This is a genomic window from Stutzerimonas nosocomialis (assembly GCF_005876855.1).
Classification (GTDB): Bacteria; Pseudomonadota; Gammaproteobacteria; order Pseudomonadales; family Pseudomonadaceae; genus Stutzerimonas; species Stutzerimonas nosocomialis.
The window spans coordinates 19,279-35,610 of sequence record NZ_QLAE01000042.1; the positions used below are offsets into that span (position 1 = coordinate 19,279).

The window sequence follows — 16,332 nt, forward strand, 5'->3', positions numbered from 1 at the left end:
GCAGCGGATCGCTGCGGGCGCTGATGGATCGGTTAGCTGGTAACGGCCTCAGCGCGCCATTCCGAGCTCGAGGGCGGCGACGGGCATCGCCTCCTCGGCCGGGACGACGATGCCGGGCTGGCGGAACAGAGATGGATGCAGGCGACCGGTGGCCCGCAGCAGGCGATAGGCAGCGATGGTCTCGTCGATATCGGCAGCCGTGGCATCGCTCTGCGCGTTGATCAGGCCGATCTCGCCATTGAGGATGTCCAGCAGCGAACGGCGCCCCATCTCGCGCTCTTTGCGGGCCAGGCCAAGGAAGCTTTCGGCGATGCTGACCTGATTGCGAAGGTGCGCCGAACGCTCACGGGAGGTCTGCCAGGAGACCCAGGCGTTAAGCGCCTCCTCGATGGCCTGGACGCGTACGTAGTCGGCCTTTTCCTGCGCGCTGGCCACCGCCTGATCGGCGGCGCGGGTGACGTAGTGGGCACGCATGCCCAGGTCGAACTGCCAGTCGAAGTTGACCATCGCCCTGGTGTCGTTGCGCAGGCCCGGCATACCGTCGCGGTCTTCGAAACGGTCTTGGCTCAGGCGCAGCGACACACGCGGCATCAGTTCGCGGCTGCGTGTGGCATCGCGTTCGGCGAGGGTGACCTCGGCACGTTTCAGCGCGGCCAGCAGGTCGGGGTTCTGCTCCCCGACGCTGGCCAGGATGTCCTGCTCGGACTGCGGCAACCGACCATCGGGAATGGCCAGGGCTTCCAATTGCTCAGGCAGCATCGCCGCTTCGCCGAAGATGACCCGGTAGCGGTTCATGGCTTCACGCATGCGGCTGTTGGCCATTACCCGGCGGGCCTCGGCGCCGGCCAGTTGCGACTTCGCCTGCAATACGTCGGTGGCGTAGCCACGGCCGGCTTCCATGCGCGCGTCCTCCAGGGAGGTCTGCCGCTTGATGTTCTGTTCCGACTGGCGCGCATAGGCCTGCACACGCGCAGCCTGGATCACCTGCAACTGGGCCTCGATGGCCGCCAGCGTCAGGTTCTGAATCTGCAGTTCGCGCTCGGCTTCTTCCTTGTTCAGGATCACGCGGGCCGCGTCGACGCGCGACGAGGTGGCACCGAAATCGGTGATCAGCTGGTTCAGCCCGATACTGGCCTCGACCGGATCGAAATTGCCGTCGACGCCTTCGTCACGCCGGATGCGCTGGTGACCGGCTCCGCCGTTCACGGTCAGCTTGGGGAAGTAGGCGGTCCTTTCGACGCTGACCTGTTCCCGAGCGGTAGCCACGTCGGCGTCGACCATGCGCACCAGTTGGTGCTCGGCCAGAACACGCTCGAGTTTGTCAGCAAAGCCCTGCTCAGAGAAAGCATCGGCCGAACACAGCAGCAGGCACGTCGCGGTCAACGCTCGTCGCGCAACGAAGGAGGGCTTTTTTACCGAGGACATGAAGATCTACCAATTTCATCGTTAGGGCTGCTTTGTGCAGGCATCGAGCGGCGCGGCAGCACTGGCTGTCGACATGAATGTATCCAAATCTTGCTACCGCCCGCGGAGGGTATCGGCGGCCGTTCGATAACTTGAGGGAGCAAAATGACCGCTGGTCGGCCACCCTGCCGATGGATTACAAACCTGCTGATCGCCGCGAATCGACCCTACGGCGGATGATTGTCGCCGGCCGCCAATGCTTGCATTCGGCAGGCCAGCGTCCGCTCCTTTGCGAGCGCTTGATGAACGCCCTTCGGGCAAAGCGAGCGCCGACCTGCCGGTCTGCGTGATCAACGCCGGACATCCCCGCATCGGCAGTAATTGCCGAGTCGCATAACCCTTGCCGTCACGACGTCTATTCTGTTGTCACAGGCATATCCCGCACGGGGCGTCGCGTTTGCTGACGCATGCTCCGTGACTGCCAGTCATCCCAGGTGCGCACGTTGCGATAGACGACGCTCGCTTGGCAGCCCAGCGCTGCCGCGAGACGCACTCGACTACCTTCATGCCTCAGCCGGAGGAGCTAACGATGAGTGATTCTGACGACAACGGCCTCTCGCGCCGACAGGTCCTTGCCCTGGGCAGCGGCCTCGTGGTGCTGGGCTCGGCGCCGGTCTCGACCCTGGCTGCCACCCATGGCGAGCGCCCGGCAGACGAATCCCCCGTCCGCCAGGTTGCGACGTCCACCGTGGCCTTCGTGGTCAATGGCCAGCGTCGGGAACTCGAACTGGACAACCGCACGTCGCTGCTCGATGCGATGCGCGAACACCTTCACCTCACCGGCAGCAAGAAAGGCTGCGACCAGGGTCAATGCGGCGCGTGCACCATGATCGTCGACGGCCAGCGGATTAACAGCTGTCTGACGCTCGCCGTCATGCACCAGGGCGCGGAGATCACGACCATCGAGGGCCTGGGCACAACGGAAGACCTTCATCCGATGCAGGCCGCGTTCGTCAAGCATGACGGTTACCAGTGCGGGTATTGCACGCCTGGGCAGATCTGTTCGGCGGTATCGGTGCTCGAGGAGATCGAGCGCGGCATTCCCAGCCACGTCAGCGGCGACATCACCGCCCCACCCCAGCTGACCCGCGACGAGTTGCGTGAACGCATGAGCGGCAACATCTGCCGTTGCGGCGCCTACTCCAACATCATCGAGGCCATCACCGAGGTGGCTGGGGAGCGTGCATGAAAGCCTTTACTTACGAGCGCCCCGAAACCACGGCCGAAGCCGCTGCGAGCGCCGCGCGCTCACCCGGCGCGAAATTCATCGCCGGTGGCACCAACCTGCTCGACCTGATGAAGCTCGAGATCGAGACGCCGATGCACCTGATCGACGTGAACGGCCTGAAGCTCGACAGGATCGAGGCGACACCGGAGGGCGGCCTGCGCATCGGTGCGCTGGTCAGCAATACCGCCCTGGCCGCCGACGCCCGGGTACGGCAGGACTACGGCGTCCTGTCCCGCGCCCTGCTGGCGGGGGCGTCCGGGCAGCTACGCAACAAGGCGAGCACCGCGGGCAATCTGCTTCAGCGGACCCGCTGCCCCTACTTCTATGACACCAACCAGCCGTGCAACAAGCGCATGCCCGGCAGTGGCTGCGGCGCGCTGGAAGGCTTCAGCCGCCAGCTTGCGGTGGTCGGTGTCAGCGACGCCTGCATCGCCACCCATCCCAGCGACATGGCGGTCGCCATGCGGGTGCTCGATGCGACCGTGGAAACGGTTCGACCCAATGGCGAAACCCGCCGTATTCCCATCGCCGACTTCCATCGCCTGCCCGGCGACACCCCGCACATCGAAAGCGCGCTCATGCCCGGCGAGCTCATCACGGGGGTGACATTGCCAAGGCCGATCGGGGGCACGCACATCTATCACAAGGTTCGCGACCGGGCCTCGTATGCCTTCGCGCTGATATCGGTCGCCGCCGTGGTGCAGCCGGACGGTACCGGCCGGGTCGCCCTCGGCGGCGTTGCGCACAAGCCCTGGCGCGTGGAGTCGGCCGAAGCGCAACTGCCCGAGGGCGCGGGCGCCGTCAGCGAACGGCTATTGGCCGACGCCCGGCCCACGCACCATAACGAATTCAAACTGACACTCGTCCAGCGCACGCTCGGCGCCGTGCTGGCGCAAGCGAGGGGCTAAGCCATGAAATTCGAAACCGCCGCGGGAGAGAATCCGATCGATCGCCAACAGGTGGTCGGCAAGGGCGTCAATCGGATCGACGGTCCGCTCAAGACTACCGGCACGGCCACCTATGCCTACGAGTGGCACGAGCCGGTCGCCAATGCCGCCTATGGCCATGTGATCGGTTCCGCCATCGCCAAGGGTCGCATCACCTCCATCGACCTGACTCACGCCCGGCGCGCGCCAGGTGTGCTCACGGTCATCACTGCCGAGAACGCCGGTCCGCTCGGCAAGGGCGAACACAACAACGCGACGCTGCTCGGCGGGCCCGACATAGAGCATTACCACCAGGCGGTGGCGTTGGTGGTTGCCGAAAGCTTCGAGCAGGCGCGCGCCGCGGCGGAGCTGGTAGGCATCAGCTACGAACGCGCCCCGGGCAGCTTCGACCTGGCGGCGGCCAAAGATACGGCCAAAAGCCCCGGCAAGATCACGGGCGGTGACGCAGACAGCGCCGTGGGCGACTTCGCTTCCGCCTTCGCCGATGCGCCCGTACAGCTCGACGCCACCTACACCACCCCTGGCCACTCTCACGGGATGATGGAGCCGCACGCCTCCATCGCGGTCTGGGACGGCGATCGCCTGACCCTCTGGACCTCCAATCAGATGATCGAATGGGGCAAGCAGGACCTGGCCAGGACATTGAACATGCCGGCCGAGAACGTCCGACTTATCTCGCCCTATATAGGTGGGGGTTTCGGCGGCAAGCTGTTCCTGCGCGCCGATGCGCTACTGGCCGCCCTCGCCGCACGCGCCACCGGCCGGCCGGTCAAGGTCGCCCTGCCCCGTGCGCTGATGATCAACAACACCACTCACCGTGCCGCCACCATCCAGCGCATCCGCATCGGCGCCGACCGGGACGGGAAGATCGTCGCCATCGGCCACGAGAACTGGTCCGGCGACCTGAACGGGGAAAGTCCCGAGTCCGGGGTGCGCTATTCCCGGCCCCTGTATGCGGGAGCCAACCGTATGTCCGCCACCCGGCTGGCCAGCATCGACCTGCCCGAAGCCAACGCCATGCGCGCGCCCAGCGACATGCCGGGCTCCATGACCGTGGAGGTCGCCATGGACGAGATGGCGGAAAAGCTCGGCATGGACCCGGTGCAGTTTCGCATCGTCAACGACACCCAGGTCCTGCCCCAACAACCGGAGCGCTCCTATTCTCAGCGCCAGTTGAACGAATGCCTGATCCAGGGCGCCCAGCGCTTCGGCTGGAACCAGCGCGCCGCCACGCCGGGCACCCGGCGCGAGGGCGCCTGGCTGATAGGCCTGGGCGTCGCCGGCGGGTTCAGGGACAGCCCGGTGACGACCTCGGCCGCACGGGTACGGCTGGACGGCAACGGCATGGTCACGGTCGAAACCGACATGACCGACATCGGCACGGGCAGCTACACCATCATCGCCCAGACCGCCGCCGAGATGATGGGCGTGCCGCTGGAGCAGGTGGTGGTTCGCCTCGGTGACTCGAGCTTTCCGGTCTCGGCCGGCTCGGGTGGTCAATGGGGAGCGAACAGCTCCACGTCCGGCGTCTACGCGGCCTGCGTGAAACTTCGGCAAAGCGTGGCGCGCAAACTGGGCTTCGACGCGCAACAGGCCGTGTTCGAGAACGGCGAAGTTCGCCAGGGCGACAGACGCTTCGCCCTGCGTGAAGCCGCCGCCGACGGCAGTCTCGTCGAGGAAGACAGCATCGAATTCGGCGACCTTGACGATCGCTACAAGCTCTCGACCTTCGCCTCCCATTTCGCCGAGGTCGCCGTCCACTCGGCGACCGCCGAAGTGCGCATCCGCAGGATGCTCGCGGTGTGTGCCGCAGGGCGCATCCTCAACCCCAAGACCGCCCGCAGTCAGGTGATCGGCGCCATGACCATGGGCGTCGGCGCCGCGCTGATGGAGGAACTGGCGGTGGACACGCGCTACGGGTTCTTCGTCAACCATGATCTGGCCACCTATGAGGTGCCGGTGCATGCCGACATCCCGCACCAGGAGGTCGTCTTCCTCGACGAGACCGATCCGCTGTCTTCGCCGATGAAGGCCAAGGGCGTCGGTGAGCTGGGCATCTGCGGCGTCAGCGCCGCGGTCGCCAACGCGATCTACAACGCCACCGGCGTACGCGTTCGCGATTACCCGATAACGCTGGACAAGCTGATCGAAGGGATGCCGCAGACGGTGTAAGCCAAGGGCGCGCTGCTCGAAGCGCGCTGGAGGTGCATTAGGCCCGCTTGCATGCGATGCCGGCAGGTGTCACGGGCGGTTCGGGCCGCCACCCTGCCCATGAACCGGGCCGCTGGCGAAGGTCGGTCGAGGCCTGGCCGTTCACCGGCGTCCCTGCCGGCGAAGGTGGGAGGTGCGCCTTAGCGCTGGGTGACGGTCGCCACGTTGCCGCTGTTGGATTGGCTGATGTAGGCGCTGTTGTTCATGCCGCTCTGGTTGATGGTCGCCTGGTTGGCGATGCCCGCCTGGGTGATGTCGGCCAGGTTGCCGTTGCCGGTCTGCAGAACCGTGGCCAGGTTGTCGGCACCGCTGAGCTGGTTGACCGCTGCGGTGTTCAGCTCGCCGTTCTGGATCACGTCCACAGTGTTGTAGCTGCCGTTGCTCTGGCCGGTGATCAGGTTGTCGTTGCCGATCTGGTCGGCCAGCAACAGGTTGTCGTTGCCCGACTGGTCGAAATACAGCTCGTTGAAGTTGCCCGACTGGGTCACGTAGCCATCGTTGGTATCGCCGCTCTGGGCGAGTTCGGCGACCTGCCCGATGCCGTTCTGGTCGATGAAGGCCGCGTTGTATTCACCGGTCTGTTCGGTCAGGGTGCGGTTGTCGGCGCCGTCCTGATAGGTGGTGACACGGTTGGCTGTGCCGTCCTGGAACACGACGGCCTGCTGGCCGGTTCCGCTCTGCTGGGTGTAGAGACGGTTGTCGCTGCCGGTGGTCGAGCTGTAGGCGTCATGGCCTTCGCCGTCCTGGGCGACCAGCGCGGTGTTGTAGTCGCCTTCCTGGATGATCCGCGCCGAGGAATCCGAGCTGTTGCTCTGGAAGATGCTGGCCATGTTCAGGTCGCCGACCTGCTCGATCAAGGCGACGTCGGCGTCGCTGTTTTCCTGGGTGACGACCGAGGTGTTCTCCGCGCCGTCCTGATACTGCGCGGCACTGCTCCAGCGCGAGTTGGTCTGCACCGACTCGGCGTAGTTGTACTCGCCGTTCTGCGAAATCAGCGAGTCGGCATTCTCGGAGGCGGTTTGTTCGGTTTCGGCGGTGTTCAGCGTGCCGGCCTGGATCTGCTCGGCGATGTTCCCTTCTCCGCCGGTCTGCAGCACGTTGGCCTGGTTGTCGATACCGTCCTGGTCCTGGATCGAGGTATTGCCTGCTGCATAGGCCTGGACCGACACCACGGTCAGGATGGCTGCCACGAGGGGTTTGATCTTGAACATGCCTTTCTCCTTTGAATTCTTCTTGAGTTCGCTGTGGGCGCGTCGTGCGCATCGGCACTCGGGAACGCGCCAGACACCAGCCGGCCTACTGCATGCTGACTCACCAGGTCCGTGTTCAAGCTAGGATGGCTGTATGACGAACTTGCGAAAGCGCAGCGCTGCCCGACCAACGGCACCGCGCGTCCCTGCTGCATGCCGGCCGGCCTGCCGTGCTAATGTTCGGGCTTTCCCCGAAGGTGCCATTTCCATGCTCAAACGATTCTTTGCACTGGCCTCTCTGACGCTCGCCTGCCAGCTGGCGCACGCCCATGACCACGCGCACGAAGCCGCCGCCGGAGCAGGCCATCCGGGGCACGACACCATGAAGATCGAGCAGGTCTGGTCGCGGGCGGTGCCGCCGACGCCTCCGACCGGGGCGGTCTATTTCAAGCTCCACAGCCAGGCCTCTGAAGCGGACCGGCTGATCGGCGCCCATACGCCTCGCGCCCAAAAGGCCGAGTTGCATACCCATGTGCATCAGGGCGGCGTGATGCGCATGGAAGAGGTCGAGGCGGTAGAGATTCCGGCCAACGGGCAGGTGGAGTTCAAGCCGGGCGGCCACCATGTGATGCTGTTCGGGGTGACCGAACCGCTGGTGGCCGGCGAGCACTTCCCGATCACCCTGGAGTTCGAAAAGGCCGGAGAGATCACCCTGGACGTGACCATCACCGACCAGGCGCCGGCAGCGCACCATCACTGATTCCCGGCGCTCGGTCTTACGCGGCTAGCGGATCAACCGCCACTGGCGTTCATGAAACGCAGCACCTGAACGTCGCCGCCCACGCTGAAATCATGACGCAGCGGCTTGCGCAGCACCGCCGCGCGGATCGCCTCGATCACCGGCCCGTCGCAGGTGGGGTGGCGGCGCAACAGTGCGCGCAGGTCGATCGCATGCTCATGGCCAAGGCAGAGTAGAAGCCGCCCCTCCACCGTCACGCGCAGGCGGTTGCAGGTGGCGCAGAAGTTGTGGGAATGAGGCGAAATGAAGCCGATGCGCGTCCGTGGATGATCCCGCAGGCGCACGTAGCGCGCCGGCCCACCGCTCTGCTCGGCGCAATCGAGCAGCACGTGGCGCTCGGCGATCAGCCCACGTACCTCATCGCTGGAACAGAAGCTTTCACCGCGCGAGCGACCGACCTCGCCCAGCGGCATTTCTTCGATGAAGCTCAGATCCAGCCCGCCGGCGATGGCGAAGTCCACCAGGTCGGCGACCTCCTCGGCATTGCGCCCCTTCATCACCACGGCATTGAGCTTGATCCGCTCGAAGCCGGCGGCGCGCGCCGCCTCGATGCCATCGAGCACCTGCTGCAGCTGGCCGGTGCGGGTGATGGCGTGGAATTTGTCGGCATCCAGGCTATCGAGGCTGATGTTCAGCCGCTTGACCCCGGCGCGCGCCAGCGGGGCGGCGACCCTGACCAGCTGCGAGCCATTGCTGGTCATCACCAGCTCGCGCAGGCCGGGCAGCGCGGCGATGCGTTCGCAGAGTCCGACGATGCCCTGGCGCACCAGCGGCTCGCCGCCGGTGAGGCGGATTTTCTTCACCCCCAGGCCGACGAATATCCGCGCGATACGCTCCAGTTCCTCAAGGCCGAGCACCTGCTGACGCGGCAGGAAGGTCATGTCCTCAGCCATGCAGTAGACGCAGCGGAAGTCGCAGCGGTCGGTCACCGACAGGCGCAGGTAGTCGATCTGGCGGTCGTGGGCATCGCGTAGTTGAGTCATCGATTACACCTTCTGAAGCTTCGTAGGGCGGGTGACGCTTTATTCATCCGCCATGGCCCCGCTCGGTGGATGGGTGAAGCGTCACCCACCCTACTCGCTAGAAGTCGGATGGATGTTGCTTCAAGCTTCCGGCTTCAAGCTTCCAGCTGTTCCTATTGCATCAGTGGCGTTTGCGCGCCCTGCAGGTGGATGCCTTCGATGTTCGCCGCGGCTACCAGGGTCTGCAGGTACTGGCTGACGCCGATCTGCCAGACACGCTGGTTGAGCTCGGCGCGAATCGCACCGGCCACCGCCTCGTAGGGCAGCTGCTCACCCTCGATGCGCTGGTCGACGAACACCAGGTGATAGCCGTAGCGGCTCTCCAGCGGTTGCTGGCACAGGCCGACCGGCAGGCGGAACAGCTGGCGCTCGAATTCGGGCACGGTCTGCCCCTTGCTGATCTGGCCCAGCGCCCCGCCCTGCTCCCTGGAGGGACAAACCGAATGCTGCAGCGCCAGTTCGGCGAAGCGGTGCGGCGCCGCCTGCAGCTGCCGGAGCAGGCCCAGCGCCTGCTCGCGCGCCAGGCTGCGCGCTTCGTCATCATCCGCCGGGCAGGCCAGCAGGATGTGTCGCGCGGCCAGCAGCGGCGCGCTGAAGAAGCGCTGGCGGTTGCCGGTGTAGTACTGCCAGCAGGCCGCCTCGTCGGCCAGCGGCAGCGGCACTTCCTGTTCGATCAGGGTGCGTGTGGCGGCCTCTTCCTCGCTTTCGCCGGGCGCGGCCCGCACCACCAGGCCAAGTTCGGCGATGCGCTGCTGCAGCAGCTCGCGCACCACCAGCGCCTGGGTCGCCAGGTAGACCGCCTCGTCGCGACGCTCGGCGGGGTGATACTGCAATTCCCGGGCGATGGCCTGGGGCGCGATCGCCATGCCGTTGACCCGCACCCGCGGCCACTCCTGCTCGCTGCTGGCGATCAGCGGAGGTTCGCCGGACGCCTGCTCTGGGGCCGGCTCGGTGTCTTGCTCGCGAGGCAGTTCCTCGAACAGAGGGGCCTCGGCCGGCACGTCGATTTCCGGGCGGGCGCCGCCACCGCAGCCGCCGCCTCCCGTGCTTCCACCACATCCACAACCCATGATGATTACCTCGATAAGACGTTGAACCCTCGAAGCCGATCGGCCACGGCGGCTGACGCGTTGACGTCAGCCGCCGTGGGTCATGCCGGCGTCTTGTCCTTTGCCGTGACGTGGCCCGGTACGGCGGTCGGTGCGCTGGTCTCGCGCGCCGGCGCCTCGTAGCCACGCGGGCGTTGCGGACGCGACATGGCCGGCTTGACGCCCTTCTGCCGGACGATCTGGTAGCGCCGGCCCAGGTACCACACCGGCGCGCTGACGATGTGCACCAGACGGGTGAACGGGAACAGCACGAACAGGGTCACGCCGAGGAACACGTGCAGCTTGTAGATGATGCCGACCGACTCGATGGCGCCCGCGGCCTTGACCGGCTGCAGGGTGACCAGGCTCTGCGCCCAGGTGCCCAGCAGCACCATCACCGAACCGTCCAGGTGGCCGGTGGAGGCGACGATGGTCAGCAGGCCCAGCACCAGCTGGGTGAGCAGCACGAAGAGGATCATGATGTCGCTGGCGCTGGAGGTGGCCCGCACGCGGGCGTCGGTCAGGCGGCGATGGATCAGCATCACCAGGCCGATCAGGCAGAGAACGCCGAAGAACCCGCCGGACACCATCGCCACGACCTGCTTCTGGCCGCTGGTGATGAACGAGTGGTACAGCGCCTCGGGCATCAGCAGGCCGACGAAGTGACCGGCCAGGATGAAGATGATGCCGACGTGGAACAGGTTGCTCGCCAGGCGCATGCGGTTGTTCGACAGCATCTGGCTGGAGCCGGCCTTCCAGCTGTACTGCGACAGGTCGAAGCGCGCCCAGCTGCCGATCAGGCAGATGGCCAGGGCGATGTAGGGATAGACCCCGAACAGCAGGAAATTGACGTTAGACATTGCGCACCTCCTGGGCGAGCGCGGTGGCCTGCCCGTCATGCTTGAAATCGGTCCAGTGCAGCGGCACCGGGCTCTCCTCGCGAGCCTTGCCCGGCCCGCTCGGCATGGATGGGCAGCGATCCTGCTGCTCGGCCTGGAGGAAGTTGACCTGCTCCTCCTCCCAGATCTTGTCCAGCGCCTCCAGCGAGTCGTCGCGTTCCTCGGCGGCGACCTGCTCCTGCAGGCCGGCCAGGGTTTCCTGCACCGGCTCGCCGGCGATCTGCAGCAGCGCGGCGAAGCACGCGGCATGCGGGCTCTCGCGTTCCTGCAGGCGGGCCGCCAGCAGCGCCAGCAGATGCGCGACGTCGGCGAGCCCCTCGCGGGCCTCGAGATCCTCGCGGGTGGCCAGGTACTCGAGGTACAGCGGGATGTAATCCGGCAGTTCGCGCACGCCGATGGCGAAACCGGCCTCGGTGTACTGCGCCATCAGGTCGACCATGGCCTGGCCGCGGTCGCGGGACTCGCCGTGCACGTGCTCGAACAAGAGCAGCGACAGCGCGCGGCCACGGTCGAACAGGTCGGTGTAGCGCTCCTGCACGTCCATCAGGTCGCCTTCGGTCAGCTCGTCGAGCAGGCGGCGCAGCGCGATGCGCTGCGCCGGGCTGATCTCGCGGGCCGAGCCGATGGCCTGGGCCAGTTCGGCATGACCGTCGCGCAGGTGCTGGTCGGGGTAGTCCAGCAGCAGGGAAATCACTTTAAGGATGCGCATGGCTCAGTCCTCCCACAGCTGGACGGTCTTGATGACGTCGCGGCGGTTGGCCTTCTTCGCGCCGAACATGTTGGTGTCCGAGGCGCCGGAGCAGCCGCTGCCGAAGCTGAAACCGCAACCGGAACGCTCGGCGAAGGCGTCGCTCATGGCCTCCTCGCGATGCGCCGACGGAATCACGTAGCGGTCCTCGTAGTTGGCGATGGCCAGGTAGCGGTACATGTCCTCCACCTGGGCCACCGACAGCCCGACGCTTTCCAGCACCTCCAGGTCCTGCACGCCGTCGACCTGCTCGGCACGCTTGTAGGCGCGCATGGCGAGCATGCGCTTGAGCGCCAGCTTGACCGGTTCCTCGTCGCCCGCGGTAAGCAGGTTGGCCAGGTAGCGCAGCGGAATGCGCAGGCTGTCCACGTCCGGCAGCACGCCGTCCATGCTGACGTGGCCGGCGGCCACGGCGTTCTGGATCGGCGACAGCGGCGGCACGTACCAGACCATCGGCAGCGTGCGGTATTCGGGGTGCAGCGGCAGGGCCAGCTTCCAGTCCACCGCCATCTTGTAGACCGGCGACTTCTGCGCGGCCTCGATCACCGACATCGGGACGCCGTCGTTGAGCGCCTGCTCGATGACCTTGGGGTCGAACGGGTCGAGGAAAATCTCCAGTTGCTTGGCGTAGAGGTCCTGCTCGTTGACGGTACTGGCCACCTCGTGGATGCGGTCGGCGTCGTAGAGCAGCACGCCGAGGTAGCGGATGCGGCCCACGCAGGTCTCGGCGCAGACGGTGGGCATGCCGGCCTCGATGCGCGGGAAGCAGAAGATGCACTTCTCGGATTTGCCGCTCTTCCAGTTGAAGTAGATCTTCTTGTACGGGCAGCCACTGATGCACATGCGCCAGCCGCGGCACTTCTCCTGGTCGATGAGGACGATGCCGTCCTCCTCGCGCTTGTAGATCGCACCGCTCGGGCAGGACGCCGCGCAGGCCGGGTTCAGGCAGTGCTCGCACAGGCGCGGCAGGTACATCATGAAGGTGTTTTCATACTGGCCGTAGATGTCGGCCTGCACCTTGTCGAAGTTCTTGTCCTTGCGCCGCTTGGCGAACTCGGTCCCGAGGATTTCCTCCCAGTTGGGGCCCCACTCGATCTTCTCCATGCGCTGGCCGGAAATCAGCGAACGCGGCCGGGCCACCGGCTGATGCTGGCCGACCGGCGCGGTATGCAGGTGCTGGTAGTCGAAATCGAACGGCTCGTAATAGTCGTCGATGGCCGGCAGGTCCGGGTTGGCGAAGATGTTCGCCAACACGCGGAACTTGCCGCCGATCTTCGGGTTGATGGTGCCGTCGCCGTTGCGCACCCAGCCCCCCTTCCACTTGTCCTGGTTCTCCCATTCCTTCGGATAACCGATGCCGGGCTTGGTCTCGACGTTGTTGAACCACGCGTATTCCATGCCTTCGCGGCTGGTCCAGACGTTCTTGCAGGTGATCGAGCAGGTGTGGCAACCGATGCACTTGTCCAGGTTCAGGACCATGCCGACTTGAGAGCGAATTTTCATTGTGCTGCCTCCACAACCGGCACCTGGATCTTCAGAGCGGGAATGGTCCGGGGACCATGCGCTACCACCTTGGGCGAACGAATTTTCATGGCCTTATTCCTCAGATGTCTTGCGGCAGGGGTTGCGGCAGGTCATTGCCATGCGGCTCGTCGAGCCAGTCGACCTTGGCCATCTTGCGTACCACGACGAACTCGTCGCGGTTGCAGCCCACGGTGCCGTAGTAGTTGAAGCCGTACGCCTGCTGGGCGTAGCCGCCAATCATGTGGGTGGGCTTGAGCACCACGCGGGTCACCGAGTTGTGGTGGCCGCCGCGGGTCCGGGTGCTCTCGGCGCCGGGCACGTTCACGATGCGTTCCTGGGCGTGGTACATCATCACCATGCCCTCCATCACCCGCTGGCTGACCACCGCGCGGGCGGTGAGCGCGCCGTTGGCGTTGAAGCACTCGATCCAGTCGTTGTCCTCGATGCCGGCCTTCTTCGCGTCGACTTCGCTCATCCAGACGATCGGCCCGCCACGGCTCAGGGTGAGCATGATCAGGTTGTCCGAGTAGGTACTGTGGATGCCCCACTTCTGGTGCGGGGTGATCCAGTTGAGGACGATCTCGGGGTTGCCGTTGCTCTTCTTGCCCTTCACGTAGTCGACGGTGCGGGTGTTGATCGGCGGCCGGTAGCTCATCAGCTGCTCGCCGAAGGCCTGCATCCAGGGGTGGTCCTGGAAGAACTGCTGGCGCCCGGTGAGGGTGCGCCACGGGATCAGCTCATGGACGTTGGTGTAGCCGGCGTTGTACGACACATGCTCATCTTCGAGCCCCGACCAGGTCGGGCTGGAGATGATCTTGCGCGGCTGCGCCTGGATGTCGCGGAAGCGGATCGCCTCGTGCTCCTTGGGCAGCGCCAGGTGGCTGTGGTCGCGGCCGGTGAATTCCGACAGCGCGGCCCAGGCCTTCACCGCGACGTGGCCGTTGGTTTCCGGCGCCAGGCTGAGGATCACCTCGGCGGCGTCGATGGCCGATTCGATCTTCGGCCGACCCTGGCTGACGCCCTCCTCGCGCACCCGGTAGTTCAGTTCGCCGAGGAAATCGACTTCGTGCTGGGTGTTCCAGGCGATGCCCTTGCCGCCGTTGCCGAGCTTGTCGAGCAGCGGGCCGAGGGAGGTGAACTTCTTGTAGGTGGCCGGGTAGTCGCGCTCGACCACGGCCATGTTCGGGCAGTTCTTGCCCGGCTGCGGATCGACGCCCGCGGTCTTCCAGTCGGTGCCGCCGAACGGCTGCGCCAGTTCGCCGGGGCTGTCGTGCAAGAGCGGCACGGTGACCAGATCCTTCTCCACGCCCAGCTGACCTTCGGCCATCTTCGAGAAGGCCTGGGCGATGCCCTTGTAGATTTCCCAGTCGGACTTCGCCTCCCAGGCCGGGTCGATGGCTGCAGACAGCGGGTGGATGAAGGGGTGCATGTCCGAGGTGTTCATGTCGTCCTTCTCGTACCAGGTCGCGGTCGGCAGGACGATGTCGGAGTACACGCAGGTCGAGGACATGCGGAAGTCGAGGGTGGTGACCAGGTCGAGCTTGCCGATGGCGCCCTCGTCCTGCCATTCGGCCTCGGTCGGCTTGAAGCCGTCGGCGCGCTTGCCCAGGTCCTCGTTCATCACGCCGTTCTTCGTCCCCAGCAGGTACTTGAGCATGTACTCGTGGCCCTTGCCGGAGCTGCCCAGCAGGTTGGAGCGCCAGACGAACAGGTTGCGCGGGAAGTTATCCGGGTTGTCCGGCTGCTCACAGGCGAACTTCAGCGAACCGTCCTTGAGCGACCGGGTGACGTAGTCCACCGGCGACAGGCCGGCCGCTTCGGCATCACGGCAGATCTGCAGCGGGTTGCGGTTGAGCTGCGGTGCGCTCGGCAGCCAGCCGGCGCGCTCGGCGCGGATGTTGTAGTCGAGCATGTGCTCGGGGAACTGCGACTTGTCGGCCAGCGGCGAGAGCACCTCGTGGATGCTCATCTTCTCGTGGCGCCACTGCGAGCTGTGGTTGTAGAAGAAGCTGGTGCCGTTCATCTGCCGCGGCGGACGGCTCCAGTCGAGGCCGAAGGCCAGCGGCAGCCAGCCGCACTGCGGGCGCAGTTTTTCCTGACCCACGTAGTGAGCCCAGCCGCCACCGGTCTGGCCGACGCAACCGCACAACATCAGCATGTTGATCAGGCCGCGGTAGTTCATGTCCATGTGGTACCAGTGGTTCATCGCCGCGCCGACGATGATCATGGACCGGCCATGGGTCTTGTCGGCGTTGTCGGCGAATTCTCGGGCGATCTGGATCGCCTTCTCGCGCGAGACACCGGTGATCTTTTCCTGCCAGGCCGGGGTGCCCGGCACGCTGGCGTCGTCGTAGCTCTTGGCGACGTTGGCGCCACCCAGGCCACGGTCTATCCCCAGGTTGGCGGCCATCAGGTCGAACACGGTGGCGACCTTGGTGGTGCTGCCGTCGGCCAGGGTGACGGTGCGCACCGGTACGCGGCGCAGCTGGATGCTCTCGCCTTCGGCGTGCTGGAAGTGCTCGTGCTGGATGCCGCCGAAATACGGGAAGGCGACCTCGGCCGTCTCGCCGCCCTCGATCTGGCTCAGCGAGAGATCGACATCACGGCCGTCCCTGCCTTCGCGGGCCTCGATGTTCCACTTGCCCTTCTCGCCCCAGCGGTAGCCGATCGAACCCAGCGGCGAAACCAGCTCGCCGGTGTTGCCGTCGACGGCGATGGTCTTCCACTCGGGGTTGTTTTCCTGGCCGAGGTTGTCGGTGAGGTCGCAGGCGCGCAGGAAGCGGTCGGCGATGTAGCTGCCGTCCTTCTCGTTCAGGCGTACCAGCACCGGCAGGTCGGTGTAGCGCTTGGCATAGTCGCGGAAGTACTCGCTCGGCCTCTCCAGGTGGAATTCCTTGAAGATGACGTGGGCGAAGGCCTGGGCCAGCGCGGCATCGGTGCCCTGCTTGGGGTTGAGCCAGAGGTCGGTGAGCTTGGCGACTTCGGCGTAGTCCGGGGTGATGGCGACGGTCTTGGTGCCCTTGTAGCGGACCTCGGTGAAGAAATGCGCATCCGGCGTACGGGTCTGCGGGACGTTGGAACCCCAGGCGATGATGTAGTTGGAGTTGTACCAGTCGGCCGATTCCGGCACATCGGTCTGCTCGCCCCAGATCTGCGGCGAGGCCGGCGGCAGGTCGCAATACCAGTCGTAGAAGCTCAGGCACACGCCGCCG

General features: G+C 65.8%; 12 protein-coding genes. 4 read left to right on the plus strand and 8 right to left on the minus strand.

Going from position 1 to position 16,332, the window contains the following annotated elements; all coding sequences use genetic code 11:
- Nucleotides 1-48: 48 nt before the first annotated feature.
- A complete protein-coding gene (locus DN824_RS19680) occupies nucleotides 49-1,425 on the minus strand; it encodes a TolC family protein (RefSeq protein WP_138410056.1) in 1,377 nt (458 codons plus the stop codon).
- Nucleotides 1,426-1,993: 568 nt separating this feature from the next.
- On the opposite strand from DN824_RS19680, the gene paoA reads away from it, so the two are divergent.
- From paoA to paoC, 3 genes are read left to right on the plus strand one after another with little or no spacing between them, the layout of a single operon-like run.
- The gene (gene paoA, locus DN824_RS19685; RefSeq protein WP_138410057.1) at nucleotides 1,994-2,653 is read left to right on the plus strand and encodes an aldehyde dehydrogenase iron-sulfur subunit PaoA; all 660 of its coding nucleotides are present in this window, start codon (nucleotides 1,994-1,996) and stop codon (nucleotides 2,651-2,653) included.
- On the plus strand, nucleotides 2,650-3,600 hold the full coding sequence (locus tag DN824_RS19690) for an FAD binding domain-containing protein (RefSeq protein ID WP_138410058.1): 951 nt from the start codon (nucleotides 2,650-2,652) through the stop codon (nucleotides 3,598-3,600). The genes paoA and DN824_RS19690 overlap by 4 nt, the downstream gene beginning before the upstream one ends.
- A gap of 3 nt (nucleotides 3,601-3,603) precedes the next feature.
- A complete protein-coding gene (gene paoC / locus DN824_RS19695) occupies nucleotides 3,604-5,811 on the plus strand; it encodes an aldehyde oxidoreductase molybdenum-binding subunit PaoC (protein ID WP_138410059.1) in 2,208 nt (735 codons plus the stop codon).
- A gap of 179 nt (nucleotides 5,812-5,990) precedes the next feature.
- Here paoC and DN824_RS19700 read toward each other — a convergent pair whose 3' ends face one another.
- A complete protein-coding gene (locus DN824_RS19700; protein ID WP_138410060.1) occupies nucleotides 5,991-7,061 on the minus strand; it encodes a hypothetical protein in 1,071 nt (356 codons plus the stop codon).
- 247 nt (nucleotides 7,062-7,308) lie between these two features.
- On the opposite strand from DN824_RS19700, the gene DN824_RS19705 reads away from it, so the two are divergent.
- A complete protein-coding gene (locus DN824_RS19705) occupies nucleotides 7,309-7,800 on the plus strand; it encodes a copper chaperone PCu(A)C (RefSeq protein ID WP_138410061.1) in 492 nt (163 codons plus the stop codon).
- A gap of 32 nt (nucleotides 7,801-7,832) precedes the next feature.
- Here DN824_RS19705 and moaA read toward each other — a convergent pair whose 3' ends face one another.
- The 6 genes from moaA to DN824_RS19735 form a co-directional block, all read right to left on the minus strand.
- A complete protein-coding gene (moaA, locus tag DN824_RS19710; RefSeq protein WP_138410062.1) occupies nucleotides 7,833-8,822 on the minus strand; it encodes a GTP 3',8-cyclase MoaA in 990 nt (329 codons plus the stop codon).
- Nucleotides 8,823-8,974: 152 nt separating this feature from the next.
- Nucleotides 8,975-9,931: a peptidylprolyl isomerase gene (locus DN824_RS19715; RefSeq protein WP_138410063.1), complete on the minus strand. Its 957-nt coding sequence runs from the start codon at nucleotides 9,929-9,931 to the stop codon at nucleotides 8,975-8,977.
- An 80-nt stretch (nucleotides 9,932-10,011) separates the two neighbouring features.
- Nucleotides 10,012-10,809 carry a respiratory nitrate reductase subunit gamma gene (narI, locus tag DN824_RS19720; RefSeq protein ID WP_138410064.1) on the minus strand — a complete coding sequence of 266 codons (798 nt, stop codon included), beginning with the start codon at nucleotides 10,807-10,809 and terminating at the stop codon, nucleotides 10,012-10,014.
- Complete coding sequence (gene narJ / locus DN824_RS19725; RefSeq protein WP_138410065.1) at nucleotides 10,802-11,557, minus strand: nitrate reductase molybdenum cofactor assembly chaperone; 756 nt, start codon at nucleotides 11,555-11,557, stop codon at nucleotides 10,802-10,804. Before narJ ends, narI begins: the two co-directional genes overlap by 8 nt.
- A gap of 3 nt (nucleotides 11,558-11,560) precedes the next feature.
- On the minus strand, nucleotides 11,561-13,099 hold the full coding sequence (gene narH, locus DN824_RS19730) for a nitrate reductase subunit beta (protein ID WP_138410066.1): 1,539 nt from the start codon (nucleotides 13,097-13,099) through the stop codon (nucleotides 11,561-11,563).
- A gap of 100 nt (nucleotides 13,100-13,199) precedes the next feature.
- A partial coding sequence (locus DN824_RS19735; RefSeq protein WP_138410067.1) for a nitrate reductase subunit alpha occupies nucleotides 13,200-16,332 on the minus strand: 3,133 nt, incomplete at its 5' end.